General features: G+C 67.5%; 21 protein-coding genes. 14 read left to right on the top strand and 7 right to left on the bottom strand.

The window, feature by feature from the left end:
- On the top strand, positions 1-1,401 hold a 1,401-nt coding region (aspS, locus tag MT490_RS07240), incomplete at its 5' end, for an aspartate--tRNA ligase (RefSeq protein ID WP_297385603.1).
- A gap of 99 nt (positions 1,402-1,500) precedes the next feature.
- Entirely contained in the window at positions 1,501-2,310 is an 810-nt protein-coding gene (locus tag MT490_RS07235) for a polyphosphate kinase (RefSeq protein ID WP_297385601.1), read from the top strand.
- Here MT490_RS07235 and MT490_RS07230 read toward each other — a convergent pair.
- The gene (locus tag MT490_RS07230; RefSeq protein WP_297385600.1) at positions 2,270-2,992 is read right to left on the bottom strand and encodes a hypothetical protein; all 723 of its coding nucleotides are present in this window, start codon (positions 2,990-2,992) and stop codon (positions 2,270-2,272) included. The genes MT490_RS07235 and MT490_RS07230 overlap by 41 nt on opposite strands.
- 56 nt (positions 2,993-3,048) lie before the next feature.
- Entirely contained in the window at positions 3,049-3,678 is a 630-nt protein-coding gene (locus tag MT490_RS07225; RefSeq protein ID WP_297385598.1) for a carbonic anhydrase, read from the bottom strand.
- Positions 3,679-3,794: 116 nt separating this feature from the next.
- Between MT490_RS07225 and lipA the strand changes: the two genes are divergently transcribed.
- The gene (gene lipA / locus MT490_RS07220) at positions 3,795-4,727 is read left to right on the top strand and encodes a lipoyl synthase (protein WP_297385596.1); all 933 of its coding nucleotides are present in this window, start codon (positions 3,795-3,797) and stop codon (positions 4,725-4,727) included.
- The gene (locus tag MT490_RS07215; RefSeq protein ID WP_297385594.1) at positions 4,727-5,218 is read left to right on the top strand and encodes a type II toxin-antitoxin system RatA family toxin; all 492 of its coding nucleotides are present in this window, start codon (positions 4,727-4,729) and stop codon (positions 5,216-5,218) included. The genes lipA and MT490_RS07215 overlap by 1 nt, the downstream gene beginning before the upstream one ends.
- Here the strand turns inward: MT490_RS07215 and MT490_RS07210 are convergent.
- Together MT490_RS07210 and MT490_RS07205 are read right to left on the bottom strand one after the other, a co-directional pair.
- Positions 5,149-5,679 carry a CinA family protein gene (locus MT490_RS07210; RefSeq protein WP_297385592.1) on the bottom strand — a complete coding sequence of 177 codons (531 nt, stop codon included), beginning with the start codon at positions 5,677-5,679 and terminating at the stop codon, positions 5,149-5,151. The genes MT490_RS07215 and MT490_RS07210 overlap by 70 nt on opposite strands.
- A gap of 38 nt (positions 5,680-5,717) precedes the next feature.
- Positions 5,718-6,968, bottom strand: a complete 1,251-nt coding sequence (locus MT490_RS07205) for a bifunctional 2-C-methyl-D-erythritol 4-phosphate cytidylyltransferase/2-C-methyl-D-erythritol 2,4-cyclodiphosphate synthase (protein ID WP_297385590.1) — start codon at positions 6,966-6,968, stop codon at positions 5,718-5,720.
- 82 nt (positions 6,969-7,050) lie between these two features.
- On the opposite strand from MT490_RS07205, the gene dusB reads away from it, so the two are divergent.
- The 8 genes from dusB (at position 7,051) to MT490_RS07165 (ending at position 17,642) form a co-directional block, all read left to right on the top strand.
- Positions 7,051-8,049, top strand: a complete 999-nt coding sequence (gene dusB, locus MT490_RS07200) for a tRNA dihydrouridine synthase DusB (RefSeq protein ID WP_297385588.1) — start codon at positions 7,051-7,053, stop codon at positions 8,047-8,049.
- Positions 8,025-9,122 carry an ATP-binding protein gene (locus MT490_RS07195; RefSeq protein WP_297385586.1) on the top strand — a complete coding sequence of 366 codons (1,098 nt, stop codon included), beginning with the start codon at positions 8,025-8,027 and terminating at the stop codon, positions 9,120-9,122. Before dusB ends, MT490_RS07195 begins: the two co-directional genes overlap by 25 nt.
- Positions 9,119-10,561: a nitrogen regulation protein NR(I) gene (ntrC, locus tag MT490_RS07190; protein WP_297385584.1), complete on the top strand. Its 1,443-nt coding sequence runs from the start codon at positions 9,119-9,121 to the stop codon at positions 10,559-10,561. The genes MT490_RS07195 and ntrC overlap by 4 nt, the downstream gene beginning before the upstream one ends.
- Positions 10,562-10,631: 70 nt before the next feature.
- Positions 10,632-12,890 (top strand): ATP-binding protein, encoded by a 2,259-nt coding sequence (locus tag MT490_RS07185; RefSeq protein ID WP_297385582.1) that lies wholly within the window; start codon positions 10,632-10,634, stop codon positions 12,888-12,890.
- Positions 12,887-14,266 carry a sigma-54 dependent transcriptional regulator gene (locus MT490_RS07180; RefSeq protein ID WP_297385580.1) on the top strand — a complete coding sequence of 460 codons (1,380 nt, stop codon included), beginning with the start codon at positions 12,887-12,889 and terminating at the stop codon, positions 14,264-14,266. The genes MT490_RS07185 and MT490_RS07180 overlap by 4 nt, the downstream gene beginning before the upstream one ends.
- Before the next feature lie 212 nt (positions 14,267-14,478).
- Positions 14,479-14,970: an RNA chaperone Hfq gene (hfq, locus tag MT490_RS07175; RefSeq protein WP_297385578.1), complete on the top strand. Its 492-nt coding sequence runs from the start codon at positions 14,479-14,481 to the stop codon at positions 14,968-14,970.
- A gap of 6 nt (positions 14,971-14,976) precedes the next feature.
- Entirely contained in the window at positions 14,977-16,269 is a 1,293-nt protein-coding gene (hflX, locus tag MT490_RS07170) for a GTPase HflX (protein ID WP_297385576.1), read from the top strand.
- Between the two features lie 662 nt (positions 16,270-16,931).
- On the top strand, positions 16,932-17,642 hold the full coding sequence (locus MT490_RS07165) for a hypothetical protein (protein WP_297385574.1): 711 nt from the start codon (positions 16,932-16,934) through the stop codon (positions 17,640-17,642).
- A gap of 3 nt (positions 17,643-17,645) precedes the next feature.
- On the opposite strand, the gene mazG is transcribed toward MT490_RS07165, so the two are convergent.
- Both mazG and MT490_RS07155 read right to left on the bottom strand, forming a co-directional pair.
- Positions 17,646-18,413 carry a nucleoside triphosphate pyrophosphohydrolase gene (gene mazG, locus MT490_RS07160; RefSeq protein ID WP_297385572.1) on the bottom strand — a complete coding sequence of 256 codons (768 nt, stop codon included), beginning with the start codon at positions 18,411-18,413 and terminating at the stop codon, positions 17,646-17,648.
- A gap of 94 nt (positions 18,414-18,507) precedes the next feature.
- On the bottom strand, positions 18,508-18,786 hold the full coding sequence (locus MT490_RS07155; RefSeq protein ID WP_297385570.1) for a hypothetical protein: 279 nt from the start codon (positions 18,784-18,786) through the stop codon (positions 18,508-18,510).
- 242 nt (positions 18,787-19,028) lie between these two features.
- On the opposite strand from MT490_RS07155, the gene MT490_RS07150 reads away from it, so the two are divergent.
- Together MT490_RS07150 and MT490_RS07145 are read left to right on the top strand one after the other, a co-directional pair.
- Positions 19,029-21,533 carry a TonB-dependent receptor gene (locus MT490_RS07150; RefSeq protein WP_297385568.1) on the top strand — a complete coding sequence of 835 codons (2,505 nt, stop codon included), beginning with the start codon at positions 19,029-19,031 and terminating at the stop codon, positions 21,531-21,533.
- A 113-nt stretch (positions 21,534-21,646) separates the two neighbouring features.
- On the top strand, positions 21,647-22,621 hold the full coding sequence (locus MT490_RS07145) for a DUF4424 domain-containing protein (protein WP_297385567.1): 975 nt from the start codon (positions 21,647-21,649) through the stop codon (positions 22,619-22,621).
- Between the two features lie 64 nt (positions 22,622-22,685).
- Here the strand turns inward: MT490_RS07145 and MT490_RS07140 are convergent, their stop codons facing one another.
- The gene (locus MT490_RS07140; protein ID WP_297385566.1) at positions 22,686-23,204 is read right to left on the bottom strand and encodes a hypothetical protein; all 519 of its coding nucleotides are present in this window, start codon (positions 23,202-23,204) and stop codon (positions 22,686-22,688) included.
- Between the last annotated feature and the right edge of the window lie 150 nt (positions 23,205-23,354).

Raw genomic sequence — 23,354 nt, 5'->3', positions numbered from 1 at the left:
CTCGACCTGCGCCGCGAGCGGCTCCACAAGAACATCCTGCTCCGCTCGAACGTCATCGCGTCGCTGCGCCGCCGGATGATCGATCAGGGCTTCACCGAGTTCCAGACGCCGATCCTGACCGCGAGCAGCCCCGAGGGCGCGCGCGACTATCTCGTTCCCAGCCGCGTCCATCCGGGCAAGTTCTACGCGCTCCCGCAGGCGCCGCAGATGTTCAAGCAGCTGCTGATGGTCGCCGGCTTCGACCGCTATTTCCAGATCGCGCCCTGCTTCCGCGACGAGGATGCGCGCGCCGACCGCTCGCCGGGCGAGTTCTACCAGCTCGATTTCGAGATGAGCTTCGTCACCCAGGACGATGTCTTCGCGGCGATCGAGCCCGTGCTCCACGGCGTGTTCGAGGAGTTCGCCGACTGGGAAGGCAAGGGCCGGAGCGTTTCGTCGCTGCCGTTCAAGCGCATCCCGTATCGCGAATCGATGCTGAAATACGGCAACGACAAGCCCGACCTGCGCAACCCGCTGCTGATCACCGACGTCTCGGACTTCTTCAGGGGCTCCGGCTTCGGCCGCTTCGCCTCGATCGTCGAGGGCGGCGATGTCGTCCGCGCGATCCCGGCGCCGGGCACGCACGAGAAGTCCCGGAAATTCTTCGACGACATGAACAGCTGGGCACAGTCCGAAGGCTTTCCGGGCCTCGGCTATGCGACGCAGAAGGACGGCGTGTTCGGGGGCCCGATCGCCAACAACCATGGCCAGGAAGGCATGAAGGCGATCGCCGAGGCGATGGGCCTCGGCCCGAATGACGGCATCTTCTTCGCTGCTGGCAAGGAGGCCCAGGCCGCCAAGCTCGCCGGCCTCGCGCGCACCCGCGCCGCCGATCAGCTCGAGCTGATCGACCAGAGCCGCTTCGAGTTCTGCTGGATCGTCGACTTCCCCATGTTCGAATATGACGAGGACGCGAAGAAGGTCGACTTCAGCCACAACCCCTTCAGCATGCCCCAGGGCGAGCTCGAGGCGCTGGAGACCAAGGATCCGCTCGATATCCTGGCGTATCAGTACGACATCGTCTGCAACGGCGTGGAGCTGAGCTCGGGCGCGATCCGGAACCATCGCCCGGAGATCATGTACAAGGCGTTCGAGATCGCCGGCTACACGCAGGCGGAGGTCGACACCAACTTCGCGGGCATGATCAACGCCTTCAAGTTCGGCGCGCCCCCGCACGGCGGCTCGGCCCCGGGTGTCGACCGCATCGTGATGCTGCTGGCGGACGAGCCCAACATCCGCGAGGTGATCGTCTTCCCGATGACGCAGAAGGCCGAGGACCTGATGATGCAGGCACCGGCATTCGTGAGCGACAAGCAGCTCAAGGAGCTGAGCATCCGCCTGGCGCCGGGCGTGCAGGGTTGAATTCGAAGTCCGTCATGCTGAACTTGTTTCAGCATCCAATCTTCCCCGGGCACCGTTGCCTGTGGCACGTTGGACCCTGAAACAAGTTCAGGGTGACGGATGTCAGGATCAATCGATCTCAGCGACTACGAAGCCGGGAAACCGTTCGGCGGAGACTATAAGAAGGCGCTGGAGAAGCTTCAGAAGCGCCTCAGCCACATCCACTATGCGCATATCGTCCACAAGCGCCGCGCGATCATCCTGTTCGAAGGCTGGGACGCGGCAGGGAAGGGCGGCATCATCCAGCGACTCACCGGCGAATGGGACCCGCGCTATTATGAGGTCTGGCCGATCTCGGCGCCGACGCCCGAGGAGCTGGCGCATCACTTTCTCTGGCGCTTCTGGCGGCGGCTGCCCGCGCAGCACAATATCGCTATCTTCGACCGCAGCTGGTACGGCCGCGTCCTCGTCGAGCGCGTCGAGGGCTTTGCCAGCGAGGCCGAATGGCGGCGCGGCTATGACGAGATCAACGACTTCGAGGCGCAGCAGGTCGCGACCGGCACTACGCTGATCAAAGTCTTCGTCCACGTGACCCAGGTAACCCAGGACGCACGGCTGCGCGACCGGCTCGAGCATCCGTGGAAGCGCTGGAAGACCGGGCTCGACGACTATCGCAACCGAGCGAAGCGCGCGGAATATCTCGAGGCGATGACCGAGATGTTCGAGCGCACCGATACGAAGCATGCGCGCTGGATCGTGGTGGACGGCAACGACAAGAAGGCGGCGCGCATCACCGCGCTGACCGCCATCGCCGATGCGCTCGAGGCGCATGTCCCGATGGAACCGCCGGCACTCGATCCCGAGGTTGCGAAGGTGGCGAGGAAGGCGCTCAGGCTGGAAGGCCAGGCGGGAAGGCAGCCTCGTAGCTGACAGCGAACGCGGCGCCGGCGAGCGCGGCGAGAAGGCCGACGACCAGCGAGTCGAGCACCATCAGTGCCCAGACCAGCGGCATCGGGAGGCCGCGCGCGGCATAGTTCAGGCCGTAATGCGCCGCCATTGCAGGCAGCCAGGCCGCGACCAGCAGCAACGCGAGCAACGGAAGCCAGCGCCAACCGCGCAGATAGCTTTGCACCAGCGAGTATCGCCGGTCGCCTGATAACGCGCCGAGGATCGGGAAGAGCAACGGCAGCGCCGCGATGCTGAGCAGAATATAGACGATCCAGTAAAGCGCCTTGGGGCCTCGGCCGCGAAGGGCATCGACGAATGTGGGCTGGAACAGGAACAGCGCCGACGCCACGATCAATTGTATCCAGGCGACATCGCAAAGATTCCACCAACGCTCGCCCCGCGTCCGCGCGCCCCAGAAGCGCGCCGCCGCAAGCATCGCGATGAGTAGCCCGGCAAGCTTGAAACTGCCGAACGCCCAGCGCGTGGGGTCGTTGGCCAACGCCCGGGCGCGTTCGATGCCCTCGAACATGCCGATCCGGATCTCGACCACATGCTGCACGAATTCAGGGATCGCTACGAGCGCGATGATGACCGGCGCCAGCAGGAAAATCGCGAAGCCTCGGCGATAGACTTCGAGCAGCTGCCTGCCAACGAACCGGATCATCGCGCCTTCCCCCTAGTGCAAGGCTGCGCGCTGCCTCCGTTGGCGTCAACTGCGCATCAGGCCGGTGCGAACGCCCCGCTCTCATCCATCACATGGAGCACGCCGTCGCGGATCGCGAAATAGGCGCCGTGGATCTTGAGCGTGCCGGCTGCCTCGCGCTCGGGGATGTAGGGGAAGGTGCGCAGGTTCGCGATCGAGACGCGCACCGTCTCCAGCTCTAGCGCGCGGATCGCTTCCTCGCCCTCGCCATGCTCGGCGACGACGCGGTCGCGCGCTTCGTCGAGCATGTCGACCCAATGCGCGATGAACCCGCCGGCGCCGGGGGCCTTGCCTTCGAAGCGGCGCGTGAGCGCGGCGTGGACGCCGCCGCATGCGCCATGGCCGAGCACGACGATCTCGGGCACTTCGAGCTGGGTCACCGCGAATTCGAGCGCCGCCGAGACGCCGTGGCGCCCGCCGCCGAGCTCGAAGGGAGGAACCAGGTTGGCGATGTTGCGCACCACGAAGATCTCGCCCGGCGAGGTGTCGAAGATCTGCGCGGGATCGACTCGGCTGTCCGAGCAGGCGATCACCATCACCCGGGGGTTCTGGCCTTCGGAAAGCTCCGCCCAGCGCTCATGCTGCTCCTGATAGCCGTTGCCGCGGAAGCGGTGATAGCCGGTGAGCAGGTCGCTGAAATCGGTCATGACGGCTCCATACCGTTTCCGTAGCGTTTGCGAAGCCCATGCGCGTTCGCGGCGTGCAAGCCTGGATGCGCGCTGGGTTGTTGTGCCTGCAAGCCGGCATCGCTATCTGGCGCCTCATGAACGAGATGTCCCCGCTGCCTCGCCCGGAACGCGTCCGCAAGCCCGACTGGATCCGTGTGAAGGCGCCGACCTCGGCCGGCTTCGCGGCGACGCGGGCGCTGATGCGCGCGAAGAGCCTCACCACGGTGTGCGAGGAAGCCGCCTGCCCCAACATCGGCGAGTGCTGGTCGAAGAAGCACGCGACGGTGATGATCCTCGGCGACACCTGCACGCGCGCCTGCGCCTTCTGCAACGTCAAGACGGGCATGCCGCGCGCAGTGGACCCGATGGAGCCGCAGAACGTCGCCGATGCCGCGGCGCAGATGGGGCTCGAGCATATCGTCGTCACCTCGGTCGATCGCGACGACCTGCCCGACGGCGGGGCCAAACAGTTCGTCAAGGTGATCGAGGCGATCCGCAAGTCGAACCCGACCACCACGATCGAGATCCTGACGCCGGATTTCCGCAACAAGCACGAGGCGGCGATCGAGATGATCGTCGCGGCGCGGCCCGACGTCTATAACCACAATCTCGAGACCGTCCCGCGGCTCTATCCGACGATCCGCCCGGGCGCGCGCTATTACGCGTCGATCCGTCTGCTCGAGACGGTCAAGAAGCTCGATCCTTCGATCTTCACCAAGTCGGGCATCATGCTCGGGCTCGGGGAAGAGCGGCTCGAGGTCCATCAGGTGATGGACGACATGCGCAGCGCCGACATCGATTTCCTGACCATGGGCCAGTATCTTCAGCCGACGCCCAAGCACGCCAAGGTGCAGGAGTTCGTCACGCCCCAGGCGTTCAACGCCTATGGCGCGATCGCGCGGGCCAAGGGCTTCCTGCTGGTCGCGTCGTCGCCGCTGACGCGGTCGAGCTACCACGCCGGCGACGATTTCGCGAAGATGCGCGACGCGCGCGCGGCCAAGCTGGCGAAGGTGACGGCTCAGGCCTGATGCCCAAGCACTCCGAGACCCGCCATCTCCCCTATACGCCGGAGCAGATGTTCGATCTGGTGGCCGATGTCGGCCGCTATGGCGAGTTCCTGCCCTGGGTCTCGGCGGTGCGGGTGCGCTCGAACAGCGAGACCCAGATGGTTGCGGACCTGATCGTCGGCTTCAAGGGACTGCGCGAGAGCTTCACTTCGCGGGTCGAGAAGCAGCGCCCCGGCCATATCCGAGTCGACTATCTCGAGGGGCCGCTCAAGCACCTCAACAACGACTGGAAGTTCCGCTCGGACGGGCAGGGTGGCTGCCTCGTCGACTTCTGCGTCGACTTCGCCTTCAAGAACCGGGTGTTCGAGATGCTCGCCGGGCAGGTGTTCGATCGTGCGCTCCGGAAGATGATCAACGCCTTCGAGGAGCGCGCCGCGCGGCTCTACGGCGATTCGTCGGCGCCCGCGGGTGTGCCCGGCATCAGCAGCTCGAGCGCGCAGAGCGCCGCCTGAAGCCGCACGCCGGCGCGGCCATTGTCCTCGAAGTGACGCGCATCGGCGACGATGTGCTGCGGATCGGCGCCACGCTCGGCCTGCGCGAATACCACGGTGCCCACCGGCTTCTTCTCGGTGCCGCCGTCGGGCCCGGCGATTCCAGTAATCGCCACCGCGACGTCGGCGTTGCTGCGCTTGAGCGCACCCTGCGCCATGCTCCAGGCGACCGCGATCGACACCGAGCCGAAGGTCTCGATCACGTCGGTGCTGACCTTGAGCACTTCGGTCTTGGCTTCGTTCGAGTAGGTGACGAATCCGGCCTCGAACACGTCGGAGGAGCCCGGAATCTCGGTGAGCGCGGCACTGACCAGGCCGCCGGTGCAGCTTTCCGCTACGGCAACCTTGCGGCCGACGGCGCGATTGGCCTCGAGCACCCTTCGGGCGGCGTCGACGAGCGTGGGCGGGAGAATCGTGTCCATGGCGAGGCCCTCTGCCACCGAGATGTTTCGATAGCGAGTCAGGCGTTGTCCGCAGGCACGCGAACCGTCGCGATCGCCTGTGCGGCCATCCCTTCGCCGCGCCCCGTAAAGCCGAGACGCTCGGTGGTGGTGGCCTTCACGCTGACCCGTGACTCGGGGAGTTGCAGGATCGCGGCGATGCTCGCGCGGATCGCCGCGCGGTGCGGACCGATCTTGGGCGCCTCGCAGATGATCGTCAGATCGATGAAGTCGATGACTCCGCCCTGGGCGGCGAGGAGGCCCGCGGCATGTTCGAGGAAGCGCGCCGACGCGGCACCGCGCCATTGCGAGTCGCTCGGCGGGAAATGCATGCCGATATCGCCCGCGCCGATCGTCCCAAGCAGCGCATCGGTGATCGCGTGGAGCGCGACATCGGCGTCGCTATGCCCCGACAGGCCCTTGTCGTGCGGCACCAGGACACCGCCGAGCCAGAGCGCCTCGCCCGCGGCGAAGCGATGGACGTCGTATCCCTGGGCAGTACGGACGCGCATCGCGGCGGCATGGCGCGCTTCGGCGGCAGCGAAGTCGGCGGGGTGGGTGATCTTTTCCAGTGCAACGTCTCCGGGAACCAGGGCGACCTCGTGGCCGAGCGCGCGGACCATCTGCGCGTCGTCGGTGGCTTCGCGATCTGCCGGCCAAGCAGCATGCGCCGCGCGGATCGTGGCGGTGTGGAAGGCCTGCGGCGTCTGGACGCGCACCAGCCCCTCGCGCGGCACGGTCTCGCCCAGCGCCTCGCCGCCGCGCGCCAGCGTATCGGCGACGGGGAGGGCGGGGAGGGCGCCCTCGTGATCGTCTAGTGCCGCCAACAGCGAGTCGATCACGGCATGCGATAGGAAGGGGCGCGCGGCGTCGTGGATCAGCACGCGCTCCGCATCGATCGCGGCCAGACCATTGGCGACCGACTCGCGCCGGGTAGCGCCGCCGATGACGTATCTTAGCCCCTCCCCTTCAGGGGAGGGGTTGGGGTGGGGTTTGTCCTCGGGCGCAGGGCTCGATGAGACGGTCAGGCCCCACCCCCAACCCCTCCCCTGAAGGGGAGGGGCTTGCATGCCTAGCGCTTCCTCCACCGCTTTCTCCTGCCCTTCGCCGATCACCACAACGATCTGATCGATCGCCGGGTGCGACGACAGCGCGGCATAGCTGTGCGCGAGCATCGGCTTGCCGGCGAGGCGCGCATATTGCTTCGGCACGGTGCCGCCGGCCCGCACTCCCTGTCCGGCGGCGACGATCAACGCTGCGGTCTTGCCCATGGGCCGCGGGTAGCGGGGAAGCCCCGACTTGCCAATCCGGCCTTGTGCCTGTAGGCGCATCTGCCTATTTTTCAGGCAGATCATGAGCGAACTCGCCCCCATCCAGATCGGCCCCGTCCGGGTCGAAGCGCCGGTGCTGCTCGCGCCGATGACCGGCGTGACCGACCGGCCGTTCCGCCGCCTCGTGCGGCGCTATGGTTCGGGGCTCAACGTCACTGAGATGGTCGCCAGCCAGGCCGCGATCCGCGAGACGCGCCAGTCGGTCCAGAAATTCGCCTGGGATCCGATCGAGGACCCGGTGTCGATGCAGCTCGTCGGCTGCACGCCCTATGAGATGGCCGAGGCCGCCAAGCTCAGCGAAGACCGCGGCGCCGCGATCGTCGACATCAACATGGGCTGCCCCGTCCGGAAGGTGACGAGCGGCGACGCCGGCTCCGCGCTGATGCGCGACCTCAAGCTGGCCGCCTCGCTGATCGAGGCGTGCGTCAAGGCAGTCAGCGTCCCCGTCACCGTCAAGATGCGGATGGGCTGGTGCCATGACAGCCTCAACGCGCCCGAGCTCGCGCATATCGCCGAGGATCTCGGCGCGAAGATGATCACGGTGCACGGCCGCACGCGCAACCAGATGTACAAGGGCTCGGCCGACTGGGGCTTCATCCGCAGGGTGAAGGATGCCGTGACGATCCCGGTGATCGCCAATGGCGACATCTGCACGGTCGAGGATGCGCGCACTGCCCTGGCGCAGTCGGGAGCGGACGGCGTGATGATCGGCCGCGGCGCCTATGGCAAGCCCTGGGTCCTCAGGCAGGTGATGGACGCGCTGACCGGCCAGCCCGAGCGTTCCGAGCCTTCGCTCGACGAGCAATATCGCGTGATCACTGAGCATTATGTCGACACGCTCAGCCATTATGGCAACGAAGTCGGCGTCAACATGATGCGCAAGCATATCGGCTGGTACACCAAGGGCATCCACGGCTCGGCCGAGTTCCGCAACAACGTCAACAAGATCTCCGATCCGGTGCGCGTGCTCGACATGCTCGCCGAATTCTACGCGCCATGGTCTTCGCGCGCGGCAGCCTGAGGCGCGCGAGGCCGGAACCGATACGGGGGCCCGGCTTCGGCGAGCTCTTCGCCGCGCTGCCCGTGGCCGTGCTGGTGATCGACCCCGACGGCCGCATCGCCCATGCCAATTCGGCGTGCGAGCTGCTGCTCAACCATAGCGAGACGACGATGGTCGGGCAGCCCTATGACGCGGTGCTGCTCCCGCCCGAGGACTATGCCGATCGCCGCGACGGGCACGGCTTCGCTGCGTTCGACATCGAGATCGAGGCGATCCGCGGCCCGCGCATCCGCGTCGACTTCGTCGAGACGCTGATCGCGGACCAGCCCGGCTGGCGGATCGTGACGCTCCACCATGCGCCCCAGTCGCGCCGTGTCGCGCAGGGCGCGGACCGCACTGCCGGTGCCCGCGCGGCGGTGGGGGCGGCGGCGATGCTCGGGCACGAGATCAAGAACCCGCTCTCCGGGATCCGCGGCGCCGCGCAACTGCTCGAGGGCGGGGGCGGGGATTGCGAGCTGACCCAGCTGATCACCACCGAGGTCGATCGGATCGCGGCGCTGATCGACCGGATGCAGGACTTCACCGACACGCGCCCGCTCAAGCTCGCACCGACCAACGTCTATCCCCTGCTCGATCATGCCCGGCGCGTCGCGCTGGCCGGTTTCGCGCGCGACATGGTGATCGAGGAGCATTTCGATCCCTCGTTGCCGCCGGTGCTGATCGATCCCGACGCCTTCCTCCAGGTGCTGCTCAACCTGCTCAAGAATGCCGCAGAGGCACTGGGCGGGGTCGGGCAGCCGCGGATCGCGCTGGCGACCGCCTATCGCCACGGCATGTCGGTGAGCACCGGCCCAGGCCGGCCGCGCCAGCCGCTGCCGATCGAGATCCTCGTCACCGACAACGGCCCCGGCGCCCCCGCCGACATCGCCGAGCATCTGTTCGAGCCCTTCGTCTCGGGCAAGCCCGAAGGGAAGGGGCTCGGCCTGCCCCTGGTCGAGAAGCTGGTCCGCGACATGGGCGGCATCGTCCAATATGCCCGCGAGCGCGAGCCCGAGGTCACCGTCTTCCGCATCCTGCTGCCGAGGGCGGCATGAGCGGCTCGGTCCTGGTCGTCGACGACGACAGCGCGATCCGCACCGTCGTGGCTGCGGCGCTCAAGCGCGAGGGGCACCGCGTGACCACGGCGGCGAGCATCGCCGAACTGCGCCGCGCGCTGGCCGCGGGCGTGCCCGACGTCCTGGTGACCGACGTCGTCCTGCCCGACGGCAACGGGCTCGACGTCGCGGCGGGGCTGGCGAGCGAGCATCCCGAGCTGCCGATCATCGTCTTCTCGGCGCAGAACACTCTGGCGACCGCCGTACGCGCGACCGAGGTGGGCGCGTTCGACTATCTGCCCAAGCCATTCGACCTCGACGTGCTTGCCCAGGCGGTGCGCGGCGCGATCGCGCGGCGGCAGCGCCAGCCCGCCGAGCTGGCCGAGATCGAAGTCGGCGCCGGCCCGTCGCTGATCGGCCGCTCGCCAGCGATGCAGGAAGTGTATCGCGTGATCGCCCGCGTCGTCGCAAACGACCTGACCGTGCTGATCTCGGGCGAGTCGGGAACCGGCAAGGAGCTCGTCGCGCAAGCGATCCACGAGCTCGGCCCGCGCCGCCGCGCGCCTTTCGTCGCGCTCAACATGGCGGCGATCCCGCGCGAGCTGATCGAGGCCGAATTGTTCGGGCACGAGCGCGGCGCCTTTACCGGCGCGGCGGCGCGCGTCGCGGGCAAGTTCGAGCAGGCCGCGGGAGGGACCCTGTTCCTCGACGAGATCGGCGACATGCCGATGGACGCGCAGACCCGGCTGCTGCGCGTGCTCCAGTCGGGCGAGTTCACCACTGTCGGCGGCGCGCGGACGATCCGCGCCGACGTCCGCATCGTCGCGGCGACCAACAAGGATCTCGGCCAGCTCGTCCAGGTCGGGCAGTTCCGCGAGGATCTGTTCTACCGGCTCAACGTCGTACCGGTGAGCCTGCCGGCCTTGCGCGAACGCCGCCAGGACGTGCCTTTGCTCGCGCGCCATTTCCTCGATCGGGCCGCCGAGGCGGGACTGCCGCGCAAGCAATTGGGCAAGGACGCCGTGGCGGTGCTCGAGGGCTATGACTGGCCCGGTAACGTCCGCGAGCTCGAGAACCTCATGCGCCGCATCGCCGCGCTCAGCCGCGACGAATGGATCGATGCCGACGCGATCCGCCGCGCGATCGGCGAGACCGGCAGCTTCCAGCCCGAGTCGCGCGACGCGGGGATCGACGCGGCGGTGCGCGCCCGGCTCGAGCGGATGGCGATCGAGGAGCCCCGCGCACTCGACGACGGCAGCCTCTACGAGCGCATCATCGGCGAGGTCGAGCGCCCGCTGATCGAGGCGATGCTCGCGCGCCACCAGAACAACCAGCTCCGCGCCGCCCGCGCTTTGGGGATCAACCGCAATACCCTCCGGAAGCGGCTCGATACGCTCGGGATCGAGATGGGGGCGGATCGACCGACCGGTGCCGATTAGCGACGGTTAGCGCCAGTTAGTTCAAAATTATGTGTTCTTTCGGCCACAATCTCGTTGTATCCAAGCAACGATGGATGCCGTGACCGAGCAGATCGCCGAAGCTGCACCGCGCAAGCGGCGGCCGAGCGTCACGCCGGTCGTAGAGTTGGGCGTCCTGGCGATCGCAATAGCCGTCGGCGTCCTCAGCTATGCGATGGTCAGTGGTCGCGAATCGCCCGAACAGCTGCTGACCCCGCCGCTGATCGCATCGCTCCTGGTCGCCAACCTCATTTCCTGTGGCGCTCTCATCGTGTTGGCAGGCCGGCGCGTCGCGAAGCACCGCGCGGCCCGATCGCCCGCAGGGGGCGAGGGGCAGCTACACGTCCGGCTCGTCGCGATCTTCTCCGTCCTGGCATCGGTGCCGACAGTACTGCTCGCGGTCATCGCGTCGCTGCTCTTCCAATATGCCGCGGAGTTCTGGTTCTCGGATCGGACGCGGGGCATGCTCGAGAATTCGCAGCGGCTCGCGCAGGAATCCTATGCCCAGCTGCTCAGCTATGTCGACAACGAGAATGTCGCGATGGCGAACGACGTTCGGCGGATGCTGTTCGAATATCGGTGGGAGCCGGACAGCGAGAACTTCAAGAGCACGCTCGCGCAGGACGTGTTCCAGCGCAGCCTCTCCAACGCCGTGCTCTTCTCGGTGGACGGCAAGGGCCAGATCCAGACGATCGCGATCGTCAAGAATTCCGATCGCAACCCGATGCAGGACATCGAGTTCAACGACATCAAGAAGCTTCAGACCGGCGCCCCGAGCGTGGTCGGCACCAATGCCCAACGCACCTATTCGCTCGCGCGGGTGGGAGGCACCGACCTCTTTCTCTATTCGACACGCGAGGTCGGGGCCAAGGAGATGGCCGACCGCGTCGAGCGCGTGCGCGCGGTGCTCACCGACTATCAGACTCTGCTGTCGCGCACGCGCGCGTTCCAGCTGCAGTTCAACATCGCGCTGCTGGTGATCTCGCTGCTGGTGATCGGCGTGGTGGTGTTCATCGCGCTCGCGGTCGCGGACCGCCTGGTCCGGCCGGTCAACGATCTCGTCGGCGCGGCGGAGCGCATCGCGGCCGGCGACCTCACTGCCCGGGTGTCCGCCTCCAAATCCCGTGACGAGATCGCGGCGCTCGGCAATGCCTTCAACAGCATGACCGAGCGTCTGCAGGAACAGACATCCGAGCTCGTCGCCGCCAACGCCCAGCTCGAGAGCCGCCGCGCGCTGATCGAGGCGGTGATGTCGGGCGTCTCCGCCGGGGTCATCTCGATCGGATCCGATCGGAAGGTACGGCTGATGAACGCCTCGGCACTGGCACTGCTCCGGCGCGGCGAGGAGGATTCGCTGGGCAAGCCGCTCGCGGCCATCGCGTCCGAGCTGGACGCGCTGCTCGACGCGCCTGAACGCGAGGCGGTGGCGCAGGTCACCGTTGGCGGCGAGGCGCGCACGCTCGCGGTGAAGATCACCTCGGACGAAGCGGGGCAGGTGCTCACCTTCGACGACATCACCCAGCAGTTGCTCGACCAGCGCCGCGCCGCCTGGTCCGACGTCGCGCGGCGGATCGCGCACGAGATCAAGAACCCGCTCACGCCGATCCAGCTCGCCGCCGAGCGCCTCCAGCGGCGCTACGGCAAGCAGATCGAGGGCGGGGAGGGCGTGTTCAGCCAATTGACCGGGACGATCGTCCGCCAGGTCGGCGACCTCCGCCGCATGGTCGACGAATTCTCCTCCTTCGCGCGCATGCCCAAGCCGCTGTTCCGCCGCGAATCGCTGCTCGACATCGCGCGCCAGGCGATGTTCCTCCACGAAGTCGCGCATCCGACGATCCGTTTCGAGCTCGACGTGCCCGAGGAGCCGCCGAGCCTGGTCTGCGATCGCCGCCAGATGGGCCAGGCGCTCACCAACGTCATCAAGAACGCGGTCGAGGCGATCGACTCGCGCGGCGAGGGCGAGGCGCTGCCGCAGGGCGAGGTGGCGCTCACGATCCGCCAGGAGGACGCGCACCGCATCCTCCTGACCGTGGCCGATAACGGCGTCGGGCTGCCGGTCGAGCGCGACCGCATCGTCGAGCCCTATATGACGACGCGCAGCCGCGGCACCGGCCTCGGCCTCGCGATCGTCAAGAAGATCATCGAGGAGCATCTCGGCACCATAGCCTTCACCGACCGCGACGGCGGCGGCACCGTCGTCACCATCTGCTTCGATACCGAGGCGCTCGACAGGCTGACGCTTCAGAACCCCGACGACGAGGCCAGCGAGCCTCGGCCGGCGGCGCTTACCAGAACCGGAAAATCATCATGAGCCTCGATATTCTCGTCGTCGACGACGAACGCGACATCCGCGAACTGGTCGCGGGCGTGCTGGAGGACGAAGGCTATGCCACGCGCGGCGCCGCGGACAGCGACGCGGCGCTCGAAGCGATCGCCGAGCGCCGGCCGAGCCTGGTGCTGCTCGACGTGTGGCTCCAGGGATCGCGGCTCGACGGGCTCGAACTGCTCGACGAGATCAAGCGGCGCGACGCCACGCTGCCGGTGCTGGTGATCTCGGGCCACGGCAATATCGACACCGCGGTCGCCGCGATCCGGCGGGGCGCGGCCGATTTCATCGAGAAGCCTTTCGAGGCCGAGCGGCTGCTGCTCCTCGTCGAGCGCGCGACCGAGACCGAGCGGCTCCGCCGCGAAGTGGTGTCGCTGCGCGCCTCGGTGGGCCGCGAGGAGGACCTGACCGGCACCTCCGCCGCGATCAACACCGTGCGCGCCACGCTGAAGCGCGTCGCCTCTACCGGAAGCCGCGTGCTGATCACCGGCGGGCCCGGCGTCGGCAAGGAAGTCGCCGCGCGGCTGCTCCACGGCTGGAGCCAGCGCTCCGCGGCGCCCTTCGTGATCGTCAGCGCGGCGCGGATGACGCCCGAGCGCGTCGAGGAGGAATTGTTCGGCGTCGAGGAGGGGGGCGACCTCGTCCGCCCCGGACTGCTCGAACAGGCGCATGGCGGCACCTTGTTCCTCGACGAGATCGCCGACATGCCGGTGGCGACCCAGGCGCGGATCCTGCGCGTGCTCACCGACCAGAGCTTCAGCCGCGTGGGCGGCACGCGCACCGTCAAGGTCGACGTCCGCGTCGTCTCGGCCACGGCGCGCGACCTGATGGCGGAGATCACCGCGGGGCGCTTCCGCGAGGATCTCTATTACCGGCTCAACGTCGTGCCGGTGGTGATCCCGCCGCTCACCGACCGGCGCGAGGACATTCCCGTGCTCGTCGAGCATTTCGTCGCGCATTATGCCGGCGAGCGCCGCGTGCCGACGCCCGAGGTGGCGCCCGACGCGATGGTCGCGCTGCAGAGCTACGAATGGCCGGGCAATGTCCGCCAGCTGCGCAACGTCGTCGAGCGCACGGTGATCCTCGCTCCCGGCGACCGGATCGGCCGCATCGACCTCGACCTGCTGCCCCCCGAGGTGCTCGGCAAGCCTGGCGACATCGGCAATGGCGGCGGCGCCAACGCGATCATGGGCGCCCCGCTCAAGGAAGCGCGCGAGACCTTCGAGCGCGAATATCTGCGCGTCCAGATCCGCCGCTTCTCGGGCAACATCTCGCGCACCGCGAGCTTCATCGGGATGGAGCGATCGGCGCTCCACCGCAAATTGAAGCTGCTCGGCATCACCGAGACGCGCGAGGAGTAACCCTCGTCATCCCGGCGGAAGCCGGGATCTCAGGCCGGATCGCGCCATCGCCCGAGGTCCCGGCTTTCGCCGGGATGACGGAAGAGCATATCGGTGGACGCGGGCGGCGGCACCGCCTAGATTGGCGGCGCGCGCCGGGGTGGCGCGGCATTCCGACGCCGGGAACCGGCGCGACGCGGGACAGAGCCCGCCAAGAATAGAAGGAAACCGTAATGGCCGAGAAGCAGACCTCGCTTCAGGATCTTTTCCTCAACTCGCTTCGGCGCTCCAAGGTGCCGGTGACCATGTTCCTCGTGAAGGGCGTCAAGCTCCAGGGGATCGTCACTTGGTTCGACAATTTCTCGGTGCTGCTCCGCCGCGACGGCCAGTCGCAGCTGATCTACAAGCACGCCATCTCCACGATCATGCCCGCAGGCCCGGTGGACCTGACCACGCTCCTCGAAGCGGCGGGAGAATTCCAGCACAAGAACCCGGTATTGCAGGAAATTTTCCTCAATGCCGTGCGCAAGCAGCAGGAAAACGTGACGATGTTCCTGGTCAACGGCGTCATGCTCCAGGGCCAGATCGCCGCGTTCGACCTGTTCTGCATGCTACTCCAGCGCGAGGGCATGGCGCAGCTGGTCTACAAGCATGCCGTCTCGACCATCCAGCCGGCGCACCCGCTCAACCTCGCCGAGGAAACCGCCGCGCCCGACGGCGATTGAGCAGCCATGTCCACCGGTTTCGAACGTGACGCCGACGAGTTCGCCCGCGGCGCGCGCGCGATCGTCGTCTATCCCGAGATGGGCGGCAGCTCGCGCGACGCCGAGGCGCGCCTCGAGGAGACCGCGGGGCTCGCCGCCGCGATCGGCGTCGAGGTGCGCGAGAAGCTCGCTGTCAAGCTCCGCCAGCCCAAGCCGGGGACGCTGATCGGATCGGGCCAGGTTGACGCGATCGCCGAGACCGTGCGCGACGCAGAGCTCCAGCTCGCGGTGTTCGACGCAGCGCTGACTCCCGTGCAGCAGCGCAATCTCGAGACCCAGCTCGGCTGCAAGGTGATCGACCGCACCGGCCTGATCCTCGAAATCTTCGGCGAGCGCGCGCGCACCGCCGAGGGGCGGCTGCAGGTCGAGCTCGCGCATCTCGACTATCAGGCGGGCCGGCTGGTGCGCAGCTGGACCCATCTCGAGCGCCAGCGCGGCGGCTTCGGCTTCCTCGGCGGCCCCGGCGAGACCCAGATCGAGGCCGACCGCCGGCTGATCCGCGACCGCATGGCGCGGCTCAAGAAGGAGCTCGACCAGGTCAGCCGCACCCGCACGCTCCACCGCGACCGGCGCCAACGCGCGCCTTGGCCGGTGATCGCATTGGTCGGCTATACCAACGCCGGAAAGTCCACGCTCTTCAATCGCCTGACCGGCGCTGACGTCATGGCGGAAAACCTGCTCTTCGCCACGCTCGACCCGACCTTGCGGCAGATCTCGCTGCCCGGGATCGACAAGGCGATCCTGTCCGACACGGTCGGCTTCGTCTCCGAACTGCCGACCCAGCTCGTTGCCGCATTCAAGGCGACGCTGGAGGAGGTCGTCTCGGCCGACCTGCTCATCCATGTCCGCGACATCGCGCATCCCGACAGCGAGGCGCAGCGCGCAGACGTCGAGAAGGTGCTGGCCGAGATCGGCGTCGCCGAGACCACGCCGCGCTTCGAGGCGTGGAACAAGCTCGACCTGCTGGGCGCCGAGCATCGCGCGCAACTGATCGAGGATGCCGGCCGGCGCGAGGACGTGATGCCGATTTCGGCGGTGACCGGGGAGGGGGTCGACAAGCTGGTCGAGACAGTCGCGGCGCGGCTCACCGCGGGCCATCGCCGCTACACGATCACGCTCGCCACCGGCGACGGGGCAGGGGCCGCCTGGCTCCACCAGCATGGCGAAGTGGTCGACCAGCGGATCGAAGGCGAGCAGGCGGTGTACGAGGTCCGCATGGCCCCGGGCGACCATGAGCGGTTCCTGACCCGACAGGGCTGAAACGTGGAACAAAGTGTCCGCCGCGGACACGGTTTTGCGGCAGCGGCCGGATCCGTGGCGCTTCGCCGAGGCGAAGGGAGAACAAGGGCAAAGCCGAAGTTGGCACTTTCCGGGTGGAGAGGTTCCACGTTCGTGTCCGTAGGAGTGGTGGTGCGGACAGGCGAGGGGTCGCGGGGCCCAGAGACTGGCGACTTTACTTTCCCCGTTTGTTTCGAGCGAAGTCGAGAAACCTAACGCGCGCTCGAGACCCGTTTCTCGACTTCGCTCGAAACGAACGGAGGGAGAACGGGCCCAGCTCGGGCTCACGATTTCAAAGAGCGTGCTGCGGGCCAGTCGAGCAGGCGAAATCCTACATTGCAAGGGTGGTGGGGCGGGTTCGACGGACGTCGGTTTCCCCTCCCTTCAAGGGAGGGGTTAGGGGTGGGTTAGCGGCGGGCGAGGCTCGATGCCTCGTCCGTCGCTTTCTATCCGGCGGCGGCGAGTCTTTTGAGCGCGCAGACGCGCGCACCCACCCCAACCCCTCCCTGCAAGCAGGGAGGGGCTTTTTTAGCCACATGTCCATACAACCCAGGGTCTGCACCAATGTGCCCGGGAGGCGAAGAAGGGGTATATTGCGAGCCGACGGCGCCGCGAGCTATGCCCGGCGCAAAGCGGGAGCGGCGATGCGACGAGCCGAGAGGTCCGACAGGTTCTGGACGATCGCGATGGCGATCTCGGTCGGCCTGTCGGTTGCGATCATGGTCCTGGCGGCAAGCCACGACAGCCAGGGCATCTGGGGCGACACGACCGCCGCCTGGCTGCAGGCGGTGGGATCGATCCTCGCGATCCTGGCCGGCATCGCGATGGCGAATTCGCAAGCGCGGCAGGCCAGCGCGGACGCCAGGCTCGAGAAGCTCGAAGGCGCGCGTGCCGCCATCTCGCTCGCCCACAAGACGCTGGAACTGGTCGCCGACCGGCTGCGGGTGGCCTGCGATCCGCTGACCGAAGCCAGCCACGGCATGGCGCTTCGCGAGCACCGCACGACCGAGCTCGTCGAGGCGCTCCGCCAGATCAGCGTCGGCGACCTCCCGCCCGAGCTCGTCGTTCCCTTCTCGACGCTGAGGAGCAACCTCCACGCAGTGAATTCGCGCATCACCGAGACCTATGAGAGCGAGGAGGAAGACGGCATCCCCGAGGAACGGCGCCGGCTGCGCCTGGGCAGCGCGCTGATCATCTACAATCACGCCGTGACCGACTATGCCGACCTGTGCAGGCTGCTGCAGACCGAGGTCGAAGCCCATCTCCCCGCCTTCAGCGAGCCCCCGCATCTGCGCGAATATGTCGCGATGGCGCGGTCGGCGGCCTCCGCCGGGCAGGATGCGTCGGACGAATAGCCGTCAGCCAGCCCGCTTGGCGCCTTGCCAGAGAACCTCCTTGGCATCGAGGTCGAGGCCTTCGAACGCGTCGCCAGCTTCGGCTTCCATCGCCTTGAAACGACGCTCGAACTTGGCGTTGGCGCCGCGCAGCGCGGCCTCGGCGTCCACGCCCTGCTTGCGGGCCCAGTTGACCACCGCGAAGAGCAGGTCGCCGATCTCCTCCGCGCGCGCCTCGGGCGTATCCGCGGCCTCGACCTCAGCGAGTTCCTCGTCGATCTTGGCGCGGGCGCCGCCGGCGTCGGGCCAGTCGAAGCCGGTGCGCGCGGCGCGCTTCTGGAGCTTTTCGGCGCGGAGCAGGGCGGGGAGGCCGAGCGCTACGCCCTCCAAAGCACTAATGGCTCGCGCGCTCTCATGCCCCTTCGCTTCCCGCTCAGCCGCCTTGATCTGCTCCCACAGATGATGGCCGCCCTCGGACGCTCCGAGGAAGAGGTGGGGATGGCGGCGCTCCATCTTGTCCGAGATCGAGTCGATCACGTCGGCGAGCGCGAAATGGCCGGCCTCCTCGGCCATGCGGCTGTGGAACACCACCTGGAGGAGCAGGTCGCCGAGCTCGTCCTGGAGCTCGGCCATGTCGCCGCGCTGGATCGCATCGGCCACCTCATAGGCTTCCTCGATCGTATAGGGCGCGATCGTCTCGAAGGTCTGGACGGTATCCCATTCGCAACCGGTCTTCGGATCGCGCAGCCGCGCCATGATGGAGACGAGGCGTTCGATATTGGCAACGGTCATGCGCAGGGCTCTCTTCCGGGGGAGATTTGTCCCTAGGCGATAAGCGGCGGAGCATAAAGCGACCGCCTCCCGCATCGCGCTTCCGGGCCGGCGCTCACCGACGGGCGCCCTCGACGACGAGCAACATCACCCCCTGACGCGGCACGACGACATCCACGCTGGTTTTGCGCCCGTCCTTCATCGTCGCGTAATTGGGCTCGTCGGCGCCGAAGAAGCGCCAGACGGGCTTCAGCGGTCCTTCCGCCTTTCCGGCATCGACATGGATCGTGACCTTGATCACCGGCTCGGATTGCGGTGTCGCCGCCTCCTGCGCGCCGGCTATCCGCGCGAGGCACAGAAACACGCAGCCGGCGGACATCGCGGCCCATCGCACCGAACCGAAGAAACCTCTGCCCATAAGTCGCATGCCCCCTCGAGCCTCGCTCACGCGACGAGCATGCGCCACCCGCCGCGATAGGCCAAGCCATCCGGCGTCATTTCGCGCGACGGCTCTTCCGGTTCGCGGGCCGCCCCAGCGTATTTCCGAAATATTTCCGCAAACGCCCCGGCCCCGCGAAGCGCCGCCTATAAATCGAGAACAGGGTGGGATCGCAAAGAACAGATGGGGTGAATTTCGTGAAATTTCGTTATCTTTTGCTCGCTTGCTCGTCGATCGCAAGTGCACATCCGGCCGTCGCCCAAGTAGCCGACAAGGTCGAGCCCGCAGCGAACGCCGACACCCCGTCCGGGCGCGACCGCAACGCGGCGTCGAAGCCCGCGCCCGCGCAGGAGGTCTTCTCGACCGGCGTCGCCAAGGGCCGCGACCGGCTGGACAGCGCCACGTCGACGAGCGCGCTGAAGGGTAGCGAAGCGGAGAAGCTCGGGCCGCGGCCGCTTGCCGACATCCTGCGCACCATGCCCGGCCTGCGCGTCGAATCCGGCATCGGCGAGGGCAATGCCAACTACACCGTCCGCGGCCTGCCGCTCGCAGCCGGCGGCTCCAAATATATGCAGATCCAGGAGGACGGCCTGCCGGTCGTCGAGTTCGGCGACTTCTTCAACTTCGCCGCCGACGTCTTCTCGCGCGCCGACTTCAACCTGGCGCAGATCGAGACGATCCGCGGCGGCTCGGCCTCGACCTTCGCGTCGAACTCGCCCGGCGGCCTGATCAACCTGATCTCGAAGACCGGCGAGGTCGAAGGCGGCGCCGTCCAGGTCACCAAGGGGCTCGATTACGGCGAGAACCGCTTCGACATGGATTACGGCGCCAAGCTGAGCGACAGCCTGCGCTTCCATGTCGGCGGCTTCTATCGCTGGGGCGAAGGGCCGCGCAACATCGGCTTCACCGGCTATAAGGGCGGCCAGATCAAGCTGAACATCACCAAGCAGTTCCCGAACGGCTATATCCGCCTTCACGCCAAGTATCTGAACGATCGCTCGCCGACCTTCGCGCCCTATTTCTTCCGGCTGACCGGCACGAACAGCGATCCGGTGATCGAGAACCTGCCGAACTTCGACATCCGCAAGGATTCGGTGCTCTCGCCGAACATCGGCCCGGTGGTGACGCTGGACGGCAAGAACCAGCTCGCGCGCTTCGCGCTGGCGAACGGCATGCACCCGGTCTCGAAGTCGGTGGGTCTCGAGGCGCAATTCGAGTTCGGCGGCTGGACGCTCACCAATCGCGCGCGCTTCTCGGCGAACTCGGGCGACTTCCTGCGCGTGTTCCCCAATACCGGCGACACCGTCGCGGCCTTCTCCGCCTCGCTGGCGGGCGCCGGGGCCCGTGCGACCTATGCGACCGGCCCGCGCGCCGGGCAATTGGTTCCTGCCGACGCCAACGGCAACGGGCTGCTCGCGCTCTTCTACATGGCCGAGACCCGGGCGCGTAACCTCGACAACTTCACCAACGACTTCCGCGCGACCCGCGTGGCCCGCGTCGGCAACGGTAACCTCACCGTCACCGGCGGCCTCTACAAGGCGATCCAGAAGCTGCGCTCCGAATGGCTGCACTCGTCCCTGGTCGCCGACATCGCGGGCGACGGCGAGACCGCCATGGTGGACATCACGAGCGCCGCGGGCGTGCCGCAGACCAATGGCGGCTATTATGCCTATGGGCGCGGCCGCAGCAGCAAGTTCCGCCGCATCTTCGACGTGAAGTACGACATCACCGCGCCGTACGGCTCGTTCAACTACCATTTCGGCAAGATCGCGATCGGCGGCAGCCTGCGCTACGACATCGGCCGGGTGCGCGGATCGCTCTTCGGCGCCGATCTGGGGGGAGGGCGCGTCGGCCTGATCTCCTATGACGTCACCGGCGACGGCGTGCTGACCGCGCCCGAGCGCAGCGTCGCCTTCCTGCCGCTCTCGCAGCCGGCACCGGTGAACTACAACTACGCCTATCTGAGCTACTCGGGGGGCGTGAACTACCGCATCGCCGAACCGCTCTCGTTCTTCGCGCGCTACAGCCGCGGCGCGCGCGCCAATGCGGACAAGATCCTGTTCACCCCGGTGGTGAGCACCACGGACGGCAGCGTCGTCAACGACGAGGACAAATATGACGAGGTGCGCCAGCTCGAAGGCGGCATGAAGTTCCGCAAGGCGGGCGCGACGCTCAACGCCACCGCGTTCCTCGCGCATGCCGACGACCATAATGTGCTCAACGGCTCGGCGAACCAGACCATCCGCGCCTATCGCGCTTACGGCGTCGAGCTGGAGGGCGGGTATCGGCACGGGCCGTTCAGCCTCACCGCCGGCGCGACCTACACCAAGGCGAAGATCACCGAGGACAAATTGGACGCGACCCTGACGGGCAAGGAACCGCGCCACCAGCCGGCATGGACGCTGCAGGCCACCCCGCAGTTCGAGAGCGGCCGGTTCACGCTCGGCGCGAACGTGGTCACCATCACCAGCAGCTATGCGCAGGACAGCAACCTGCTGAAGATGCCGGGCTTCACGGTGGTGAACGGCTTCGTGCAGTTCCGGCCGCTCGACCGGGTGCAGCTGATGGTCAACGCGTACAACCTGTTCGACACCACCGGCTTCTTCGAGATCTCGCAGAGCGCGATCCCGGCGAACGGGCTCGGATCGGGCAGGGCGATCAACGGCCGGACCGTCTCGGCGGCGCTTCGATACAATTTCTGAACCCGGGACTTGCAGCCCGTGCCCGGACAAGGTCTCGGGCACGGGCTGCACCCGAAACCCCGGATGGATGGCGCGCTCCTGATCCACTAAGGCGTCCCAAACCGGGGAGACGCATGAAGAAGATTACCGCATCGATCCTTGCCGCGTGGCTCTTCGCCGCGCCGGCCGCCGCCAATGACAGCACGGCCGAGACGAGGGCCGGAGGGCTCGTCCTCACCCGCACCGATGCGATCGACATGGCGTCGGAAGACCTGTTCGTCTCCGCCGACGAGGTGCGGGTGCGCTACGTCTTCCGAAACCGCACTGCGAAGGATGTGCGGACCACCGTCGCCTTCCCGATGCCCGACGACGACCTCGCCAACCGCGAATATGGCGACGTCGCCTTTCCGCACGATTTCGTCACCAGGGTGGACGGGAAGCCGGTCCGGATGGCGATCGAGCGCAAGGCCGTGCTGGGGAACAAGGACCACACCGCGCTGCTCGCCGCACTGCGGGTGCCGCTGTCGGAGGACGCGAGTGCGCGGCTCGACCGGCTCGGCAAGGCCGATCAGGAGCGGCTGCTCGCGCTCGGCCTGGCCACGTCGGACGATCAGGGCGCCGGCGTGGAACGGCATCTGGCGCCCGCATGGACGGTGAAGGAGACCTATCACTGGGAGCAGGTCTTTCCCGCGGGGCGCGATCTGGTGGTCGAGCATCGCTACGTGCCGGGAACCGGCGGAAGCGTCGGGACGGCGCTGGCGATCCCGAAGTTCCGGCGCGACGCCGAGGGCAGGGCGTATATCGCCCGTTACTGCGCCGATGCGGCTTTCCTGGCAGGCGTGGACCGGCTTGCCCGCGCGGCGGGCGATGCGTCCGCGGCGCTGCCGGAACGGAGGATCGCCTATGTGCTGAAGACGGGTGCCAATTGGCGCGCGCCGATCGGCAGCTTCCGCCTGGTCATCGACAAGGGGGCGCCCGAGAACCTGGTCAGCTTCTGCGCCGACGGCGTCCGCAAGATCTCGCCGACGCAATTCGAAGTGCGACGCAAGGACTGGCGGCCCGACCGGGATCTCGACGTGCTGATCGTGGTGCCGCGATCGGCGCCCTGAGCCGCGAAAACCTAGCTCGCGCAACGAAAATAATAAGCGCGTATTGATGAAGGCTTCGCCTGCTTCAAGCGAGCGATGCCAGTTCCTCCGCGATCCAGTCGAGACGCGTGCGCTGAAGGCGCATGGCGAGTTCGTCGCGGGTGCGCTCGACAGGATCCGTATCGACCGCTCCCTCACGCGCGAGATCCCGCCGGATCTCCGCAGCCACGGCTTCCAGCGCCATTCGGCGGGCCGCGTCCGGCATCGTGCGCCAGATACCGGATCGTAGCCGAAACGGATCGAGGCCCACCCCTGCCGCGCGCATCGGGTCGCAGGCCCATGCGGTGAGCGCAGCAATTCCGGCGCTCGTCACCTCCAAGGCCTGTGCCTTGCGTCCGCCCGCCATCGGGGTCGCGGCGATCAAGCCTGCCCCGATCAGTCGCCGTATGGCGGGATAGACGGCGCCCGCGCTGCCGCTCCATTCAACGGATGGCGAGCGCTGAAACGCACGCTGAACCTGAAAGGCCGTTCGGTTCGCGCGATGATGGATCTCGGAAAGGACCGCACCTTCGAGCTCGGTGAGCCCCGCGATTGAACTCGTCATCTCACCTCGCTATCCATATTACGAATCGTAGTATCGTGAGGCCGCATGTCTCGTTCGCTTCTGCACGCGCTCGTCCTGCTTCCCTTTTTCGTCGCGTCGGCGCCCGTGCTCGGCCAGCCCGTCGTCACCTCCGCCAGGAACGATCCCATG

Origin of the sequence: Sphingomonas sp., assembly GCF_026460985.1 — a bacterium.
Lineage (GTDB): Bacteria > Pseudomonadota > Alphaproteobacteria > Sphingomonadales > Sphingomonadaceae > Sphingomonas.
Note: the sequence above shows the minus strand (reverse complement) of the source record. Positions and strands in the feature narration are given on the sequence as shown.